General features: G+C 72.2%; 13 protein-coding genes. 5 read left to right on the top strand and 8 right to left on the bottom strand.

All coding sequences use genetic code 11. The annotated features are described in order from the left end of the window. Positions 1-4: 4 nt before the first annotated feature. Positions 5-1,345: a histidine kinase gene (locus H4W31_RS27015; protein WP_192769207.1), complete on the bottom strand. Its 1,341-nt coding sequence runs from the start codon at positions 1,343-1,345 to the stop codon at positions 5-7. After that, positions 1,336-2,601 (bottom strand): iron-containing alcohol dehydrogenase, encoded by a 1,266-nt coding sequence (locus H4W31_RS27010; protein WP_192769206.1) that lies wholly within the window; start codon positions 2,599-2,601, stop codon positions 1,336-1,338. Before H4W31_RS27010 ends, H4W31_RS27015 begins: the two co-directional genes overlap by 10 nt. A gap of 360 nt (positions 2,602-2,961) precedes the next feature. On the opposite strand from H4W31_RS27010, the gene H4W31_RS27005 reads away from it, so the two are divergent. Continuing rightward, entirely contained in the window at positions 2,962-4,161 is a 1,200-nt protein-coding gene (locus tag H4W31_RS27005) for an Nramp family divalent metal transporter (RefSeq protein WP_192769205.1), read from the top strand. 185 nt (positions 4,162-4,346) lie between these two features. Here the strand turns inward: H4W31_RS27005 and H4W31_RS27000 are convergent, their stop codons facing one another. Both H4W31_RS27000 and H4W31_RS26995 read right to left on the bottom strand, forming a co-directional pair. Beyond that, the gene (locus tag H4W31_RS27000; protein ID WP_192769204.1) at positions 4,347-5,786 is read right to left on the bottom strand and encodes an MFS transporter; all 1,440 of its coding nucleotides are present in this window, start codon (positions 5,784-5,786) and stop codon (positions 4,347-4,349) included. Then, positions 5,770-6,528 (bottom strand): TetR/AcrR family transcriptional regulator, encoded by a 759-nt coding sequence (locus H4W31_RS26995; RefSeq protein WP_192769203.1) that lies wholly within the window; start codon positions 6,526-6,528, stop codon positions 5,770-5,772. Before H4W31_RS26995 ends, H4W31_RS27000 begins: the two co-directional genes overlap by 17 nt. A gap of 310 nt (positions 6,529-6,838) precedes the next feature. Here H4W31_RS26995 and H4W31_RS26990 point away from each other — a divergent pair, with 310 nt between their 5' ends. Continuing rightward, positions 6,839-8,581 (top strand): DEAD/DEAH box helicase, encoded by a 1,743-nt coding sequence (locus tag H4W31_RS26990; RefSeq protein ID WP_192769202.1) that lies wholly within the window; start codon positions 6,839-6,841, stop codon positions 8,579-8,581. Positions 8,582-8,599: 18 nt separating this feature from the next. Here H4W31_RS26990 and H4W31_RS26985 read toward each other — a convergent pair whose 3' ends face one another. Further along, complete coding sequence (locus H4W31_RS26985) at positions 8,600-9,037, bottom strand: hypothetical protein (protein ID WP_192769201.1); 438 nt, start codon at positions 9,035-9,037, stop codon at positions 8,600-8,602. Between the two features lie 355 nt (positions 9,038-9,392). Here H4W31_RS26985 and H4W31_RS43170 point away from each other — a divergent pair, with 355 nt between their 5' ends. The 3 genes from H4W31_RS43170 to H4W31_RS26965 all read left to right on the top strand — a co-directional run bounded on the left by H4W31_RS43170 (position 9,393) and on the right by H4W31_RS26965 (position 13,707). Then, complete coding sequence (locus H4W31_RS43170) at positions 9,393-11,807, top strand: glycosyltransferase 87 family protein (RefSeq protein ID WP_225945704.1); 2,415 nt, start codon at positions 9,393-9,395, stop codon at positions 11,805-11,807. 218 nt (positions 11,808-12,025) lie between these two features. Next, positions 12,026-13,039 (top strand): lysylphosphatidylglycerol synthase domain-containing protein, encoded by a 1,014-nt coding sequence (locus H4W31_RS26970; protein WP_192769200.1) that lies wholly within the window; start codon positions 12,026-12,028, stop codon positions 13,037-13,039. Continuing rightward, positions 13,039-13,707, top strand: a complete 669-nt coding sequence (locus H4W31_RS26965; protein ID WP_192769199.1) for a class I SAM-dependent methyltransferase — start codon at positions 13,039-13,041, stop codon at positions 13,705-13,707. The genes H4W31_RS26970 and H4W31_RS26965 overlap by 1 nt, the downstream gene beginning before the upstream one ends. 175 nt (positions 13,708-13,882) lie before the next feature. Here H4W31_RS26965 and H4W31_RS26960 read toward each other — a convergent pair whose 3' ends face one another. From H4W31_RS26960 to H4W31_RS26950, 3 genes are all read right to left on the bottom strand, one after another. Further along, positions 13,883-14,689 (bottom strand): AfsR/SARP family transcriptional regulator, encoded by an 807-nt coding sequence (locus H4W31_RS26960; protein WP_192769198.1) that lies wholly within the window; start codon positions 14,687-14,689, stop codon positions 13,883-13,885. Between the two features lie 109 nt (positions 14,690-14,798). Beyond that, positions 14,799-15,497 (bottom strand): polysaccharide deacetylase family protein, encoded by a 699-nt coding sequence (locus H4W31_RS26955; RefSeq protein ID WP_192769197.1) that lies wholly within the window; start codon positions 15,495-15,497, stop codon positions 14,799-14,801. After that, positions 15,494-16,495, bottom strand: a complete 1,002-nt coding sequence (locus H4W31_RS26950; protein WP_225945703.1) for a glycosyltransferase family 2 protein — start codon at positions 16,493-16,495, stop codon at positions 15,494-15,496. The genes H4W31_RS26955 and H4W31_RS26950 overlap by 4 nt, the downstream gene beginning before the upstream one ends. Positions 16,496-16,583: the final 88 nt, after the last annotated feature.

Here is a 16,583-nt window from a genome sequence, read left to right as displayed (position 1 = left end):
CCTCCTAACCCTCGTCGTAGCCCCAGCTGGACAGGTCGCGGCGGCCCCGCCGGGCGGTGGCCGCCGGTGCGTACGTGTTGGTCAGTTCGACCAGGTCGAGATAGCCGACGTGCGACCCGGAGCCGAACTTCAGCAGTGCGCCGTCGCCGGACCAGCGGTGCCGGACGAACGGGCCGACCCACGCCGAGCCGTCGGCGGTGAGGGTGGTGCGCTGGCGCTGCCCCTGCGCGTCGTCCCAGTCAAGGGTGAGGACACCGGAGGCGACGAAGTAGTGCGACTCCGCCGATTCCACCAGGTCGGCACCGGGCGACTCGGACCCGTCGGAGTCGACCAGCAGGTAGAGCCCGGTGAGGTCGGGCAGGTGCGGGGCGCTCGCCATCGACGCCACCTCGTACGGGCCGAGCCGTCGGCGCGACGCGCGGGCGCCCGGCACGTCCCGGTACGACTTGCCGACCTCGTCGTGGCTCCGCTCGGCCGGCAGCAGCAGCCGGTAGTCCAGTCCCACGGTCCGGGCCAGGGCCCGGAGCACGGGGATCCCGGCCACCGGATCGCTGATCGCCTTGTCCAGCGCCGCCGGGTCGAGGCCGATCGCGGCCGCGGCGGAGGACCGTTGGTGACCGCGCCGGGCCAGCAGCAGGTCCAGCAGGTCACCCGGGGGCAGCCCGCCGTCGAGCAGTTCGAGGTACCGGGCGTAGGCGCTGTCGGACCAGGCGTTCGCCTCCTCGATCACCGGCGCCATGTTCGACTGTCCGGTGTAGGAGACGATCCGGGCCGGGGCGGTGCCGGCGAGCGAGTAGCTGTGCGGGCAGTACGACGGTTCGACGTACGAGTCGCCGACGATCCACGGGTCGTCGCCGGGGTTGGCGTGCAGCACCTGCCAGGTCTGCGGGGTGAGTTCCCGGCCCCAGCGGCCGTGGATGTCGCCGGGTCCCAGGTTGACGGTGATGGCCGGCTCCAGGTGCCCGTTGTTGAGCGCGGGCAGCCGGTCGGCCGGGCAGAGGATGTCGAGGATGACCGGTGCCACCCGGCCGGGCGGCGCCGCCATCGAGTAGTAGTTGTAGAAGTGGATGCCGTCGCGCTGGATCGGCCGGCAGGTCGCGGCCAGCCCGTCCGCCGACTGGTGCACCACGGTGAGGTCCCGGGCGCCCTGGGCGCAGAGTTGGGCCGGGTCGACGCGCAGCGCCAGCGCGATGCGGCCCAGCAGCGCGTCGTCGACCTCGGCGACGCCGCCGCCGAGCAGGTCGGTCAACGCTCCCCCGGGCATCCCGGCCAGCTCGGCGACCTGCGCCGAGGTGTGCTTGCGGGCGTTCATCCAGTGCGCGACCTTGAACGGGTCTACGAGCATGACTCCTCCAGTCCCAGCGGAGTGCCGAGGAGCCGGCGGAGGACGGGGACGTCCAGCCGGCGCGGATTGTCGTGGCATCGGGGGTAGTTGAGGGCCTCGACGGCCAGATCGTGGGCGTCGACCGGCAACTCGTCGAGGGGGGCCAGGCCGGCCCCGGCGAGCAACCGCTCGACCCGGGCGGCGGCGGCACCGGCCCGGGCGGCGACGGTTCCGGCCCGGGCGGCGACGGTTCCGCCCGTCCCGGGCACCGCGTCGGCGGCCAGGGCCACCGCGATCCGGTCGACGACCGCGCGGACGTGCCGGACGCCCCGGGGGTCCGCGCAGTCCGCCGTGGTCACATCGGCGTTGTGACGCAGCAGCCTCGGCAGGCTCACCCCGCACGCGTGCCCGTGCGCCAGCCCCAGCCAGAGGGTCAGCGGGTACGAGATGGCATGGCAGGACGAGGTCGGCGCGGCGGCGATGGCCCGACCGGAGTGGTGACCGGCCAAGAGCAGGGCGAGCCGCCCGGCGTCGTCCAGCCGCCCGGCGACGAGTCGGTCCAGTACCCCTGCGGCGGTGCCGAGTGCGGTCAGGCCGAAGGCGGTCGACGCCGGGGTGGAGCGGATCGACCAGGCCGCCTCGGCGCCCTGGCAGATCGTGTCCAGCACGGCGCCGACCAGGACGGTCCGGTCCAGCCCCACCAGCAGGTCCGGATCGAGGATCACCGCCCCGGGCAGCAACTCGGGACCGGTCAGGGAGAGCTTCCGACCACCGGCGGTGTCCCAGAGCGTGGCGAACGGGGTCGCCTCGGCTCCGGTGCCCGGGGTGCTGGGCACCGCGACCACCGCCGGCCGGGTGCACACCCCGGTCCGCCAGCGCCGCCGCGGCTCGGGGTCGTCGCAACCGCGCGCCACGTCGCGCTCGTCGAGGTCGGGGTACGGCTGTAGCGCCACCGCCGCCTTCACGGTGTCGAGTACGGTGCCGCCGCCGACCGCCAGCACGATCCCGGGCCGGTCGTCCCGGAGCAGCCGTGCCAGGCGCAGCACGCCAGCGGGAGTGGCCGGGCCTGGTTGGACGTACCGCCGGATCGGCAGCGGGCGCAGCGCGGCGACCAGTCGCTCGGCCCACGGGCGGGTGTCGAACCCGGGCCCGACGACCAGGAGGGTGTCCAGTTCCGACGCCGGAATCCCGCAGATCGCCTCGGCCTCGGCCGGTACGGCGGCGACGGCGCCCGGCCCGACGACCGCGCGTTGGACCGGGGCCGGGGCAGCGGGCACGGGGGCGGTGCTAAACGGAGATTGCGGTGCAAGTCGCATGTGGCCCCCAAACAAGCAACTTGATCAGTCAAGCCGATGCGGCCAATCAGCCGGGAATCTAAAGCCTTGACAGCGTCGAAGCGTACAAACTACGACTACATGAAGTCAACAATATGAGCAGCAACCTCAAAGCGGTGAGTAGTCACAACGTCCGTATTGAGGGCCCTCAGGCGAGTTGTGAAACTTAGCGATTTACCCGCTGGGGGATGCGTACCTACGCAGACTGGAGGCACGGTGCGGTCACAGAATGGTACCCGGTCGAGCGCCCAGAGTAATGTAGCCCGTTCTTCATCGAAGCTGAACTCGTCCATTACCGGCAAGATGCCCCTCGGACACCTGGTCATTCGGTTGGGTCCGGCGTTCGTGGCGGCGATCGCGTACGTCGACCCCGGCAATGTGGCGACGAACGTCTCGGCGGGCTCGCAGTACGCGTACCAGCTGGTCTGGGTCGTGGTGCTCGCGAACCTGCTCGCCGTCCTGACCCAGTACCTGTCGGCGAAGCTCGGCCTCGCCACCGGTCGTACCCTGCCGGAACTCTGCCGCGAGCGGTTCCCCCGGCCGGTGGTCTACCTGCTCTGGGGGCAGGCCGAGGTGGTGGCCGTCGCCACCGACGTCGCCGAGGTGCTCGGCGGTGCCGTCGCCCTCTACCTGCTCTTCGGCGTGCCCCTGCTGGCCGGCGGTTTCCTGACCGGAGCCGTGGCGTTCGTCCTGCTGCTGGTGCAGACCCGGCGTGGCCAACGGAGCTTCGAACGGCTCACCGCGGCGATGCTGGCGCTGATCTTCGTCGGCTTCGGGTACGCGGCCGTCACCGCCGAGCCCTCAGCCCGGGGGCTGGCCGGTGGCCTGCTTCCCGGCCTGCCGGACCGGGGCAGCATCCTGCTCGCCTCGGCGATCCTCGGCGCCACGATCATGCCGCACGCGATCTACCTGCACTCCGCACTGATCCGGGACCGCTTCGGCGTCGTACGCACCGTTCCGGCCCGCCGCCGGCTGCTCACCGCGACCCGGATCGACGTGGTGGCGGCGATGCTGGTGGCCGGTGCCACCAATGTTCTGCTGATCGCGATCGCGGCGGGCAGCCTGGCCGGCAGCGGAGTCACCGAACTCGAGGCGGCGTACCACCTCTTCGACGAGCGGTCCGGTGCGCTCGCGGCGGCCTGCTTCGGGTTGGCCCTGCTCGTCTCGGGGCTGGTCTCCTCCTCGGTCGGCACGTACGCCGGCTCGGTCATCCTGGCCGGCTTCCTCCGCCGCTCCATCCCGGTGACCGTACGTCGGCTGGTCACCATCGTGCCCGCGCTCGGCATCCTGGCCCTGGGCATGGAACCGACCAGGGCGCTGGTGCTCAGCCAGGTCACGCTGAGCATCGGCATCCCGTTCGCCCTCTGGCCCCTGGTCTTCTTCACCCGGGACGCGTCGCTGATGGGCGAGCTGGTCAACCGCCGGATCACCACGGTGGCGGCGGGTTGTGCGGCGGTCTTCATCTCGGTACTGGCCGCGCTGACCCTGCTGGTCGGCGCCTGAGGTCACCGCCGCCGGGCCAGGTCCCGGGTCGGGTCGGGTCGGGTCGGATCACTTCGGGTCGGGTCGGGTCGGATCAGGTCGGGTCGGGTCGGGTCGGGTCGGGTCGGGTCGGGTCGGATCAGGTCGGGTCGGGTCGGGTCGGGTCGGGTCGGGTCGGATGAGGTTGGATCGGGTTGGCGGCGGGCTCAGCCGACCCGGTCCTGCGCGGTGGGCGCGGGCAGCGGTGGGCCCGCTACGACCGGCAGCACGGCCGACCGTCCACGCAGGGCCAGCACCGCGAACAGCGCCAGTCCGGACGCCACGCCCGTGCACCAGAAGCCGCGCAGCAGGGCGTCCCGACTCTCCAGTCCACCGAGCGGTCCCAGGATGGCCACCACGACCGCGACCCCGAGCGCGGCCCCGACCTGCCGGGCCGTGGCGTTGACCGCGCTGCCGGTGGCGAACCGGGAGATCGGGAGCGACGCAACGGCAACTCCGGTCAATACGGGAAAAGCCATCGCGTTCCCGATACCCGTGAAAAACGAGCCTGGCAACCATTCAGTCAGATAATTGGGCTCAACTCCCGGAACTGTGGCAAACCATACGCAGCCAAGCCCGTAGACCACCACGCCGATACCGGCGATCCGTTTTCCCCCGAATCGGTCGGCCAGCATGCCGGCGAACGGCGCACAGGCGGCGGTTATCAGCGGACCGGGCGCGAGTGCCAGTCCCGTCAACACCGGCCGCAAATGCCACACATCACTGAGATAGAGCACATCTACCAGAATTTTGCCGTAGATCCCGATGGAGAACAGGACCAGGGCGGCGTTGCCGGCCGCGACCGGACGGAGCCGGAGCAGACCGAGTTCCAGCACCGGCGCCGGATGTCGCGCGGATCTCCAGAGCGCCAGGCCGATCAGGGCCAGCGCCCCGGCGAAGGGGCCGACCGTACGGGGGCTGGCCCAGCCCCAGTCGTTGCCCTTGGTGATCGTCAGCGCCAGCCCGCCGAGCCCCAGCGCGAGGGCGGCGGCACCGAGCAGGTCGGGCATCCGGCCCCGGCGCTGGTCCGCCGACTCCCGCAGCACGCGGGCGCCCCAGAGCATCGTGGCCACCCCGATCGGCACGTTGACCAGGAAGACCAGCCGCCAGTCGAGCACCTCGATCAGCACGCCGCCGACGGTGGGGCCGAAGGCCGCCGCCGCGGCGGCGCAGGCGCCCAGCATGGAGGTGGCGGCGAGCCGGCGCTCCGCCGGGTACTCGTGCAGCAGCAGGGCGATCGAACTCGGGATCACCGCCGCCGCGCCGATCGCCTGCACGACGCGGGCCGCGATCAGCCACCAGACGGACGGCGCCGCGGCGCAGCCCGCAGACGCGACCGTGAACAGGAGCAGCCCGATCAGGAACAGCCGCCGCCGGCCCACCATGTCGGCGAGCCGACCGGCCGGGACCAGCGCCGCGGAGAAGACCACGTTGTAGCCGTTGAGCACCCAGGACAGCTCGTCCTCGCGTACGTCGGGGAAGTATCGCTGGAGGTCCGGGAAGGCGACGTTGACGATGGTGACGTCCAGGAAGGCCATGAAGGCGGCGAGGGAACAGACGGCGAGTACCCGCCGGGCACGGGACCTGGCGTCAGGTGTCTCGGGCATGGGAGGAGTCCTCTCCCCCGGCGCTCCTGGGCTGGTCCGGACGCGGAAAGCCGTTGCGGCCGTATGTGCTGTCCCGGGCGGCGTCGAGGCCGAAGTGCTGGGCGATGGCGATGCACACCTCGACCCAGGTGGCAAGGAACCGCTCGTCGTCGATGTCGAGCGGTTTACGGCCGTAGATCGATTCGAGCGTGCGGTAGTGCCCCATCGAGCCGGCGACGATGAGGGCCAGCGCTTCGGCGTCCACCCGCGTGGAGCCGGCGGCCTCGGCGCTGCGGCTGATCCACTCCGCGATCCGCCGGTGCGGATTGTCGTGTACGGCCTCCCGGAGCTGGTCGAGGAGCCCGGGTACGACCTCCCCCTCCTGCCGGACCAGCCGGTACAGCGGTTCCCGGCGGTTCAGGTCCTGGAGGTTCCACCGCCCGAGCAGGATGATCTCGGACCGGAGGTCGGCCAGCGGCAGCAGGTCGAGCGCGGAGGTGAGCACGCTCAGCTGTTCGATGTGCCGCTCGATGCCGGCCCGGAGCACCTCCTCCTTGCTGGCGAAGTACTGGTAGAGCGCCCCGGACCTCGGTGCCAGCCCGGCCCGCGCCTCGATCTCCCCGATGGTGGTCTTCCGGTAGCCCTGTTCGGCGAAGAGATCCATCGCCGCGCGAAGCAGCCGGTCCCGGGTTCCCAGTGCCCGGGCGGATCCGCCCGACTCGGTCCCGGACCTGTCACTCTGGTCCTTACGGCGATCACTCATACACCAGCACCTGACCAATACGGCGTTGTATTCCATGACTACGGGCGACTTGGTTCTGCCGGCAGCATAGTCCACGAGGCGGGGTGAAGGCCCGTCAAGGGACGGTGAAGTTACGGTGAAGTTACCGATTTCAGCAGCCCCGAACGGAGCGGCAGCCGGACACAGGGCGCGCGGCCAGCGCCGATCCGCCGGTCACACCGGCCGTTTGGTCGGGTCGGGCCGGCCGGCGCGGGCCCCGGACCACCCTCCGGTAAGGCCCGGATGGCCGGTCGCTGAGCCGCGCGGTTCGGCGTGGTGAAAGGCTGGCGGTATGAGTTCCGAAAGTGCACAACCCGATCCGGTGGACACCACGAGCCCCGACGGCACCGACGACGACACCGGCACCTTCGCCGACCTTGGGCTACGGGCCGAACTCCTCGACGCGCTGAGCACCCTGGGCTACGAGGAGCCGACCGCGATCCAGCGGGAGGCGATCCCGCCGCTGCTGGCCGGGCGTGACCTGCTCGGGCAGGCGGCCACCGGAACCGGAAAGACCGCCGCTTTCGCGTTACCACTGCTGCAGCGGATGCCGGCGGACCGCCGTTCCGGAGAGCCGAACGCGCTGATCCTGGTGCCGACCCGCGAGCTGGCCGTCCAGGTCTCCGAGGCGATCCACCGGTACGGCCGGGATCTCGGCGTACGGGTGCTGCCGATCTACGGCGGACAGCCGATCGCCCGGCAGCTGCGGGTACTGGACAGCGGCGTCGACGTCGTCGTGGCCACCCCGGGGCGGGCGCTGGACCACATCTCCCGGGGCACGCTCCGACTCGGCAGCCTCGCCACGGTGGTGCTCGACGAGGCGGACGAGATGCTCGACATGGGCTTCGCCGAGGACATCGAGGCGATCCTGCAGCACGTGCCCGAAGAGCGGCAGACGGTGCTGTTCTCCGCGACGATGCCGAGCCGGATCGACGGGATGGCCCGACAGCACCTGCGTGACCCGGCCCGGATCGAGATCGGCCGGCAGCCCGCTCCCTCCGGTACGGCACCCCTGGTCCGGCAGACCGCGTACGTCGTCGCGCGGTCGCACAAGGCGGCGGCGCTCGGCCGGGTCCTCGACGTCGAGGCGCCGACCGCCGCCATCGTCTTCTGCCGGAGCCGGGAGGAGGTCGACCGGCTCACCGAGACCATGAACGGCCGGGGTTACCGGGCCGAGGCTCTGCACGGCGGGATGACCCAGGAACAGCGCGACCGGGTGATGGGACGGCTCCGGGCGGGCACCGCAGACCTGCTGGTGGCGACCGACGTGGCCGCCCGGGGGCTGGACATCGAGCAGCTCACCCACGTGGTCAACTACGACGTGCCGTCCGCCCCGGAGTCGTACGTGCACCGGATCGGCCGGGTCGGTCGGGCCGGCCGGCAGGGGATCGCGATCACCCTGGCGGAGCCCCGGGAGCACCGGATGCTCAAGACCATCGAGCGGACCACGGGTCAACGGATCTCGATCGACAAGATTCCGACCGTGGCCGACCTGCGGACCCGGCGGTTGGAGATGACCCGGGCCGCGCTGCACGAGAGCCTCCTGGAGGACGACCTGGAGCCGTTCCGGGTGATCGTGGAGACCCTCACCGACGAGTTCGATGTGATGGAGGTGGCCCTCGCCGCGGTGCGGCTGGCGCACGAGTCGACGGGCGGAACGGTCGACGAGGAGGACATCCCGCAGGTGGCGTTCCGGGGCGACCGGGACGGCCGGCCCCGCCGAGACGGCGGTCGGGACGGTGGCCGCGACGAACGACGTACCGGTGCCGGTCGGAGTCGTCCGGGCGACATGGCCTGCCTCTTCATCGGCGTGGGACGACGGGCCGGAATCCGGCCGCAGGATCTGGTCGGCGCGATCACCGGTGAGACCCGGGTCAGCGGCCGGGAGATCGGTTCGATCGAGATCGCCGACCGGTTCTCACTGGTCGAGGTGCCACGGTCGGCCGCCGACGAGGTGATCGCCCGGCTGCGCCAGAGCACCATCAAGGGCCGCAAGACGACGGTACGCCGGGATCGGGAGGGCGACCGGGAGTGACCGGGCCGCCCGCGGTGGTCAGGGCTGCGGGCGGAGCAGGTTGCGCAGCTCGCGGGCGAACTCGGCGATGGAGAGCGCGGCGGTGAACGGCGGCAGCACGATCACCGCGATGTTCCGGGCGTCGAGCGACTGGTCGGTCAGCACCAGTCCGAAGAGGATCTGGGTGACCGTGCCGATGCCGACCAGCAGCCAGGGGTACACCCGGGAGGTCCGCTGTGGATCGATCGTGGCCGCCACCAGGCCGAGACTGCCGACGATCACCAGACCGACCACCACGACGGGGTAGAGCCAGGCCGGCGACTCGGAGACCTCCACGTCGAGGCCACCCGCAGCCCGGTAGGAGACCGCGAGCCCGGCGAGGTAGATGACGAACACGCCGATCGCGCTGAGCACCCCGAGGAACCGGGCCACCGCGATCACCCGGGGCGGCTGCGAGCCTTCCCACTGCTTCGTCATCGTTTCCACCATGGAGGGAGGAGGAGCTGTCGGCCTGTCGGCGTCAATGATTTCCCGCCCGGGCCCGCCGCTTCGTCGTACGGTCGGATGGTCCTGACTACTTTCCGTGTCCGTGTCGTGGCCGCTCGACAGCGGCGGACGCCGACCGTTCGCGGGCGGATATCCGGGCGCCCAGCGGATTCGGGCCGGCCGGTCCCCGGCGCGACCGCCGGTACGTCCGCCGGCTGGCCAGATCGCCGAGGTCCGGTACCACCCACGCCGGTCAGCGTGGACGCTGGGTAATCCAGACACGTTCCAGAAATCGTGGTAGGTCGATTGTTAGCGTGTGCCCGCCGGCCACGGAGGGAGATCGGCGATGGCGTCCGCTACCGCAACGAACGCGCCGCTGCGACCCCGGATCGGCGCGGCTTCCGGCAATGTCCTCGTGGCACTGCTCGCGACACTGGTCGCCGCCGGCGCCGTCGCGGTGCACCGGATCACCGGCCGGTACTGGGGCGACCTCGCGGTCTACCGGGCGGGCGGGTCCGCCGCCGCCGATGGCGACGGCAGCCTCTACCAGTTGACCGTGCGCGGTGCGGACGGGATCGAGCTGGGTTTCACGTACCCGCCGTTCGCGGCGCTGCTGTTCCAGCCCTTCGCGGTCGTCGGGCCGGAGGTCGCGATCGGGATCTGGACGCTGGGCTCGATGCTCGCGCTGGCGGCGGTACTCCGGCTGGTGCTGCGGGCGACCGGGGTGCCGCAACCGCGTCTCGGAACGCTGACCCTGGTCGGCACGGTCGCCGCCCTGCCGATGTTCGCCGTGTCGGGGCATCTCCAGGTCGGCCAGGTCGGCCTGTTCCTGATGCTGATCGTGCTGGTCGACCTCACCGGTGACCCACGCCGCCGGTGGTACGGCCTCGGGGTCGGTCTCGCCGCCGGAATCAAGCTCACCCCGCTCGTCTTCGTGGTGTACCTGCTCGCCACCGGCCGGGTACGGGCCGCGGCGACGGCGCTCGGCGGGTTCCTCGGCACCATCGCCGTCGGGTACCTCTGGCGGCCGGCGGACTCGTCGGCGTACTGGTCCGGCGCACTCGTCGACACCTCCCGGGTCACCGCCGACCTACGGACGATCCTGAACCAGTCCCTGCCCGGCGCGCTGGCCCGGCTGACCGACTCCGGCGACCTGCGCCTCGGGTGGCTGCCGGTGGCGCTGGTCGGCGCGGCGGGACTCGCCCTCGCGGTCTGGTGTGCCCGGGCCGGCGAGGAACTGCTCGGCGTGCTGGCCTGCGCGACGACCGGTCTGCTGATCTCCCCGATCTCGTGGCACCACCACTGGGTCTGGGCGGTACCCGCCCTGGTCCTGCTCGCCGGGCGGGCCTGGCGGCTGGGCAGCCGGATCGGCTTCGTCGCCGTGGGACTGGCCTGGCTCGTCTTCGTGGCGGGCACCGGCTGGGTGCTGGTGGGGCTGCGGGGCCAGGATCTCCACTTCGACGACTGGGGCCTGCTGCACAGCAACCTGTACGTGCTGACCGGACTCGCCCTGCTCGGCTGGCTCCCGTTCCCCCTGCTCCGCGCGGCCCACAGCAGCGGAGGAACCGGCACTGCGGCGTACGACCCTCCGATGTACGCCGCCGCGGAGCGGGACCCGACGTGCCGACCCGACCACGATGACGAACCGCCGCCACCTGCCGTACGGGTCTCGGTGGTGATCCCGAACTTCAACAAGGAGAAGACACTCCAGGCCTGCCTGACGGCGGTGTACGCGCAGAGCTTCCCGCCGGCCGAGGTGATAGTCGTCGACGACGCCAGCACCGACCGGTCCCGACAGATCGTGGCCGGTTTTCCCTGCACCCTGCTCGCGTTTCCGGCCAACCGGGGCGTCTCGGCAGCCCGCAACGCCGGGGCGACCCGGGCGACCGGAGAGGTGCTGTTCTTCGTCGACTCGGACATCGCCCTTGCCCCGGACGCGCTGGCCGGTGCGCTCCGGGTACTGCGGGAGCATCCCCGCTGCGGCGTCGTGCAGGGGATCTACGACCTGCACCCGCTGTTCGCGGACGGACCGGTCGAGTCCTACAAGACGCTGTTCGAGCACTTCTGGCGGCGCCAGGCCGTCGGCGTGACCTCCAGCACCATGTTCGCACTCACCGCGGTTCCCCGGCCCGTCTTCGACGCCGTCGGTGGCTTCGACGAACGGCTCCGCGACGCCGAGGACGTGGAGTTCGGCACCCGCCTGCCGGCGTCGTACGAGATCCGGACGAGTGACCGGGTGGTCGGCCGGCACGACGACGTGGACCGGCTCTGGCCGTACCTCTCCGAGCTCTTCCGCCGGGCACGGACCTATGCCGGTGCGGTCGTGGTGGCCCGGTGGACACCACCGCCGACGCCCGGCCCGCGCCCGGCGGCGGAGCCGCCTCCGACATCCGGGCCGCTTCCGGGACCGCTTCCCGCGTCCGGGCCGGAGCGGCGGGAGCCGCACCGGATCGACCTCGGGTCCGTCGCCGGCATGCTCGGCAGCGCGTCGGCGGTCGCCGCCCTGCCCCTCGTCATCGCCTCGCTCTGGCTGCTGGCCGTGCCGCTGACCCTGCTCGCCGGGTTCCTCGCCGCCGATCGGGAGTTGCTGACGTTCGCGCTCCGCCAGCGCGGACCGGGGTTCCTGCTCTACGCGGCAATGCTGCGGTTCCTGACCCACCTCACGGAGTTCGCCGGACTCGCGCTCGGAGTGACACAGGCGGTGGCGCGACGGATCCGGTACGCCCGGACCCGGCCGGTGGCGCTGGGACCGCGCCGATGAGCGAGCGCAGCGAGCGAACCGACCGGCTCAGGACAGCGCATCGCAACGCCGAGCGAAGCGAGGTGGGTCGATGAGCGAGCGCAGCGAGCGAACCAGTCGGCTCAGGACAGCGCATCGCAACGCCGAGCGAAGCGAGGTGGGTCGATGAGCGAGCGCAGCGAGCGAACCAGCTGGTTCAGGGCAGCGCATCGCAACGCCGAGCGAAGCGAGGTGAGGTGATGAGCACGCTCGCACCCGCCGAGCCGGGCCGGCGGGCCACCGGGACCGCCGGGCGCGGCTGGTGGCGGCTGGCCAACCGGGCGCTGACCGTGGTCTTCGTGCTGGCGCTGGCGGCCGGCCTGGTGCTGTTCCTGCGGAGCCAGGACTGGACCCCGGTCAGGTCGTTGGCGCAGCGGCTGGATCCGGTACAGGTCATCGTGGTCCTGTCCGGCGCGCTGCTGATCAACGCGGTCGGGCTGCTCCTCGGGCTGGTCTCCTGGCAGGCCCTCTTCGCCGACCTGGGTGCGGCGGTGGACCGGTGGACCGCAGCCCGGCTGTTCTTCGTCGGATTCCTCGCCAAGTTCGTTCCAGGTCGCTTCGTCGCCCTGCCGGTGCTGTTGCGGATGGGCAAGGAGATCGATGTCGGCCCGGTCCGGCTGGCCGGCGTCTTCCTGCTCAGTTGGACGGTCGTCGCGCTGACCGGGATGACCGTCGCGCTCGCCGCCGGGCCGGGCATACTCCCCGGCGCGACCGGCTGGCTGCTGCTGGCCGTACTGCCACTGGTCGCCTTGTTCGCCCGGCCCGATCTGCTCAACCGCGGGCTGGTCGCGCTGGCCCGGCTGCTGCGGCGCCGGCCTCCGCAGGTCGCCGCGTCCCGGGCCGGCATCCGTCGGGCGATCGCCACGCAGTCGCTGTCCTGGGTGCTCTCGGGGCACCATCTCTGGCTGCTCGCGGTCACCGCCGGCGCGCCACCGGTCCGGTCCTACCTGGTCTGTGTCGCGGGCTTCGCCGCCGCCACCGTGGCCGGTCTGCTGGTCGTGGTCGCCCCGGACGGTCTCGGTGTCCGGGAGGCCGTCCTGATGGTCGGCCTGGTCACCGTGATGCCGGCGGCGGTCGCCACCCCGGTGGTACTGGCCAGCCGGTTGGTCTGCGCCCTCAGCGAGGTCGTGGTCGGTGCGGGCGGCCTGCTGCTGGCGCAGTACCTGCATCGGCGGCGGCTCGATCGGGAGAAGGCGGAAGAGGTGGCGAGCTGATGACGAACCCGCTGGTCCGGGCGGTGGCCCGGCTGACGATGAGGCCCCTGCGGATGCTGGTCCGGCCGAACCGGAGGATGAACGCGGCGCTGTGGAACGCCCAGTACGCACTGGGTCTCTGGCGCTATCTCGACGGCATGTCCGATGGCGGCATGCCGCTGTCGCTCATCGAGCGGTGGGCCCCCGACCCGGCGATCCTGGACCTCGGCTGCGGGACGAGCGCCAACCTGCCGCTCGCCCCGGGACGGTACCGGCGCTACCACGGGGTCGACATCAGCCGCCGGGCGATCGACCAGGCCCGGGCGATCGGCCGGCCGGACACCTCGTTCGAGGTCGCCGACATCCGTACCTTCGACACCACGGACCGGTTCGACGCGATCCTGCTGCGCGAGGTCATCTACTACCTGTCCGAGACCGAGTCGGCCACCCTGCTGCGTCGACTGCCCGGAATGCTCACCGCCCGGGGCAGGATCCTGGTGCAGGTCTACGACGTGGCCCAGGCCGAGGAGCTGCTGCGGCTGGTCCGTGGCTCCGGTCTCGCGGTCGCCGAGGAACTGTCGACCCGGCTCGGCTCCGGACCGTCCGGGATCTTCCTCGTCCTCACCGCCACGGCCGAGCCGGCCGGCCGGGGCAGCGGCGACGCGGGCGACGACAGCGCCCGGCCCTGACGTCCGGATCACCGGCCCGACGTCCGGGCAACCGCCTTGACGTCCGGGCGACCCGACCCGGTGACCGGGCGCCCATCGTCGGGGCCGCCGGCGCCGGCCCGGGGTGCCGGAGCGCCCGGCCGGTAGCGAGCCGGGCGTCGACGGCGCCGGGCGTCGGCCGGAGCCGGAGGGCCGGTCAGACCGGGACCCGCCGCTCCCACCACGGCCGTACGCTGACCGGCTCGCTACGCAGCAGCCGGCGGTGCAGGTCCTGCAACCGGTGACCGGGCTCGACGCCGAGCCGGTCGGCCAGGGTGACCCGGGCGTCCTCGAACGCAGTCAACGCCTCCGCCCGGCGCGAGGTCTGGCCGAGTACGATCAGCAGCAGTTCCCAGAGCCGCTCCCGCATCGGCTGCTCGGCGAGCATGCACCGCAGCTCCGAGACGAGGTTCTCGACGTCGCCGAGGAGCAGCCGTACTCCGGTGCTCTCCTCGACCGCGTCCTGGCGCAGCTCGGTGAGGCGGATCCGTTCCGCCTCCGCCAGCGGACCGGCCGCCTCCTGGAGCGCCAGCCCGGACCAGCGGGCCAGCCCCTGCTGGAAGAGGCAGAGCGCCCCGGACAGGTCGCCCTGGGTCCGGGCCGCCCGGGCCACCTTGACGTCGCGTTCGAACAGCGTGATGTCGACCGCGCCCGCCGGCAACTCCAGGGTGTACCCGGGCCGGGTGGAACGCAGCACCCGGGCCAGCGCGGGCGGCCGTCCGGGGTGTTCCAGAACCCGGCGCAGCCGGCCGATGTAGGTGTGCACCATGTTCTCCACCGAGTCGGGCCGGCGCTCGCTCCAGATCGCGTCCACGATCTGCGGCACCGACAGCACCATGCCGCTGCGCAGCGCCAGCACCGCCAGCACCTCACGCTGGCGTGGTGTGCCCAGGTAGAGCGCGGTGCCACCCCGGGCGGCCCTGATCGGACCCAGCAGCAGAATCGACAGGTCATCCTCTGGCATGGCCGTACTCCCCCCAGACCGTCGGGCCGCGCTGCCCGGTTTCGCATTTTTCGGTGCCCCGCCGACGTGGCGGCCGCGACGGGGCCGGGCGGATCCGCATGGGCGCCACCTACCGACCGCCGCCCGGGATGACGAACCGCAGTCCCCGGTCGAGCAGCCGCGGCAGGGCCGTCTCCAGGGCCGCCACGGTCTGCGACCGGTCGCCGCCGCCGTCGTGACAGAGCAGGACGTGTCCGGCGCGGCCCCGGCACAGCGACCGGGTGATCCGGTCGACGCCGGGACTCCGCCAGTCGCTCGGGTTGACCGTCCAGTCCACCGGAGTCAGGCCGGACTCCGCGGTCGCCCGCAGGACGTCCCGCGACCAGTTGCCGCCAGGTGCCCGGAACAGCCGTGGCCGCAGCCCGGTGGCCTCCTCGATCTCTCGCTGGCCGGCGGCGATCTCGACGCGTACCCGGGGTGCGGGCAGCGCCGCGAACGGCTGCGGGTGGGACATCGAGTGGTTGCCGAGCACGTGTCCGGCCGCCAGGACGTCCCGGGCCAGGTCGGGGCGCTCGCGTACCCGGGCTCCGATGAGGAAGAACGTGGCCCGGATCCGGTGCCGGCCGAGCAGGTCCAGCATCCGGGGCGTCCACTCGGGATGCGGGCCGTCGTCGATGGTCAGCGCCACGCTCTGGCCCGGCACCCCGAACACCGGCCCGCGCCGGGCGCCGAGGCCCGGCCGGGCCCGCCGGAACTGGAGCGCCCGGACGCCGAACAGCAGATAGTGCAGCGCCTGGGCGTACCCGACCCGCACAGGATGGCCGCTCATCGGCCCGGTTTCGCGGTGGCCACCCGGGCCGGGCCGAAGTTCCGGTCGACCAGGTGGCGCAGTCCGCCGACCACGGCACCGGCGAGCACGGCGAGCTGGACCAGCAGATGGACTCCGTAGAAGAACACCGCGAAGCCGGGGCCGCGCTGGCGGGTCACGAACCGGAGCAGACCCGGGTCGGCGACGACGAACAGGACGAGCAGGCAGAGCGGTACGCCCAGCAGCGCCGGATCGAGCAGCCCGAGCGGTACGGTCGGCGGCACCAGGCCGGCGGCGAGCAGCCCGACCGGACCGTTGGCGCGGATCCCGGCCGGCCCGCGTTCGGCCAGCGCGACCGGGATCAGCAGTTGCGAGCGCCCGAACTGCTTGCGCAGCAGCCGGCCGAGGTGGCTGTCGTCGTCGTGCCGGCACACCACGGTGTCGGTCAGCACGATCCCGTGCTCCTCGGTCATCCGGTCGCCGAGTTCGACGTCCTCCGAGGCCCGCAGGTTCTCGTCGAAGAGCCCCACCTCGGCGAAGACGGCCCGGCGGATCACGCAGACCGCGAAGAGGGTGGTCCGGACCCGTCCCACGTTGCGCAGCCGCCAATAGTGCCCGTGCAGCAACCGGTACGCCTCGACCGGCCCGTCGTCGAAGAGTGGCCGCACCGCGTAGATGCCGTGTACGCAGGCGACGTCGGGCTGCTCGCGCAGGATCGCCAGTGCGTTGCCCAACGCGTCCGGCTCCGGCGCGCAGTCGGAGTCGAGGAAGAACAGCAGCCCGCCGGTACTGGCCCGGATGCCCCGGTTGCGGGCGGCGGCCGGCCCGGTGTTGCGGTCGGCCGCCAGCAGCCGGCACGGGAACTCGGCGGCTATCTCCCGGGTGTCGTCGGTGCTCGCGTCGTCGACCACGATCACCTCGGTGACCGGATGTCGCTGTGCGTAGACCGCCGCCAGGCACGCGCGCAGGGTCTTGGAGCCGTTGTGCACGGGGATGATGACCGACACCGTCGGCGGCATGTTCAGCACCTCTTGCCCAGAACGCGGAGAATCAGTTAGGGACATTGACCAGTGGAGATTAACTGTGTCGCGACCCAAGTTATCTAGC

Source organism: Plantactinospora soyae, from assembly GCF_014874095.1.
GTDB classification, from domain to species: domain Bacteria; phylum Actinomycetota; class Actinomycetes; order Mycobacteriales; family Micromonosporaceae; genus Plantactinospora; species Plantactinospora soyae.
Note: the sequence above shows the minus strand (reverse complement) of the source record. Positions and strands in the feature narration are given on the sequence as shown.

What these genes read in the sequence shown, in the direction of transcription:
- H4W31_RS27015 (WP_192769207.1), bottom strand. Translation starts at nt 1,345, where the DNA reads ATGCTCGTAGACCCGTTCAAGGTCGCGCACTGGATGAACGCCCGCAAG.
- H4W31_RS27005 (WP_192769205.1), top strand. Translation starts at nt 2,962, where the DNA reads ATGCCCCTCGGACACCTGGTCATTCGGTTGGGTCCGGCGTTCGTGGCG.
- H4W31_RS27000 (WP_192769204.1), bottom strand. Translation starts at nt 5,786, where the DNA reads ATGCCCGAGACACCTGACGCCAGGTCCCGTGCCCGGCGGGTACTCGCC.
- H4W31_RS26995 (WP_192769203.1), bottom strand. Translation starts at nt 6,528, where the DNA reads ATGAGTGATCGCCGTAAGGACCAGAGTGACAGGTCCGGGACCGAGTCG.
- H4W31_RS26990 (WP_192769202.1), top strand. Translation starts at nt 6,839, where the DNA reads ATGAGTTCCGAAAGTGCACAACCCGATCCGGTGGACACCACGAGCCCC.
- H4W31_RS26985 (WP_192769201.1), bottom strand. Translation starts at nt 9,037, where the DNA reads ATGACGAAGCAGTGGGAAGGCTCGCAGCCGCCCCGGGTGATCGCGGTG.
- H4W31_RS43170 (WP_225945704.1), top strand. Translation starts at nt 9,393, where the DNA reads ATGGCGTCCGCTACCGCAACGAACGCGCCGCTGCGACCCCGGATCGGC.
- H4W31_RS26970 (WP_192769200.1), top strand. Translation starts at nt 12,026, where the DNA reads ATGAGCACGCTCGCACCCGCCGAGCCGGGCCGGCGGGCCACCGGGACC.
- H4W31_RS26965 (WP_192769199.1), top strand. Translation starts at nt 13,039, where the DNA reads ATGACGAACCCGCTGGTCCGGGCGGTGGCCCGGCTGACGATGAGGCCC.
- H4W31_RS26960 (WP_192769198.1), bottom strand. Translation starts at nt 14,689, where the DNA reads ATGCCAGAGGATGACCTGTCGATTCTGCTGCTGGGTCCGATCAGGGCC.
- H4W31_RS26955 (WP_192769197.1), bottom strand. Translation starts at nt 15,497, where the DNA reads ATGAGCGGCCATCCTGTGCGGGTCGGGTACGCCCAGGCGCTGCACTAT.
- H4W31_RS26950 (WP_225945703.1), bottom strand. Translation starts at nt 16,495, where the DNA reads ATGCCGCCGACGGTGTCGGTCATCATCCCCGTGCACAACGGCTCCAAG.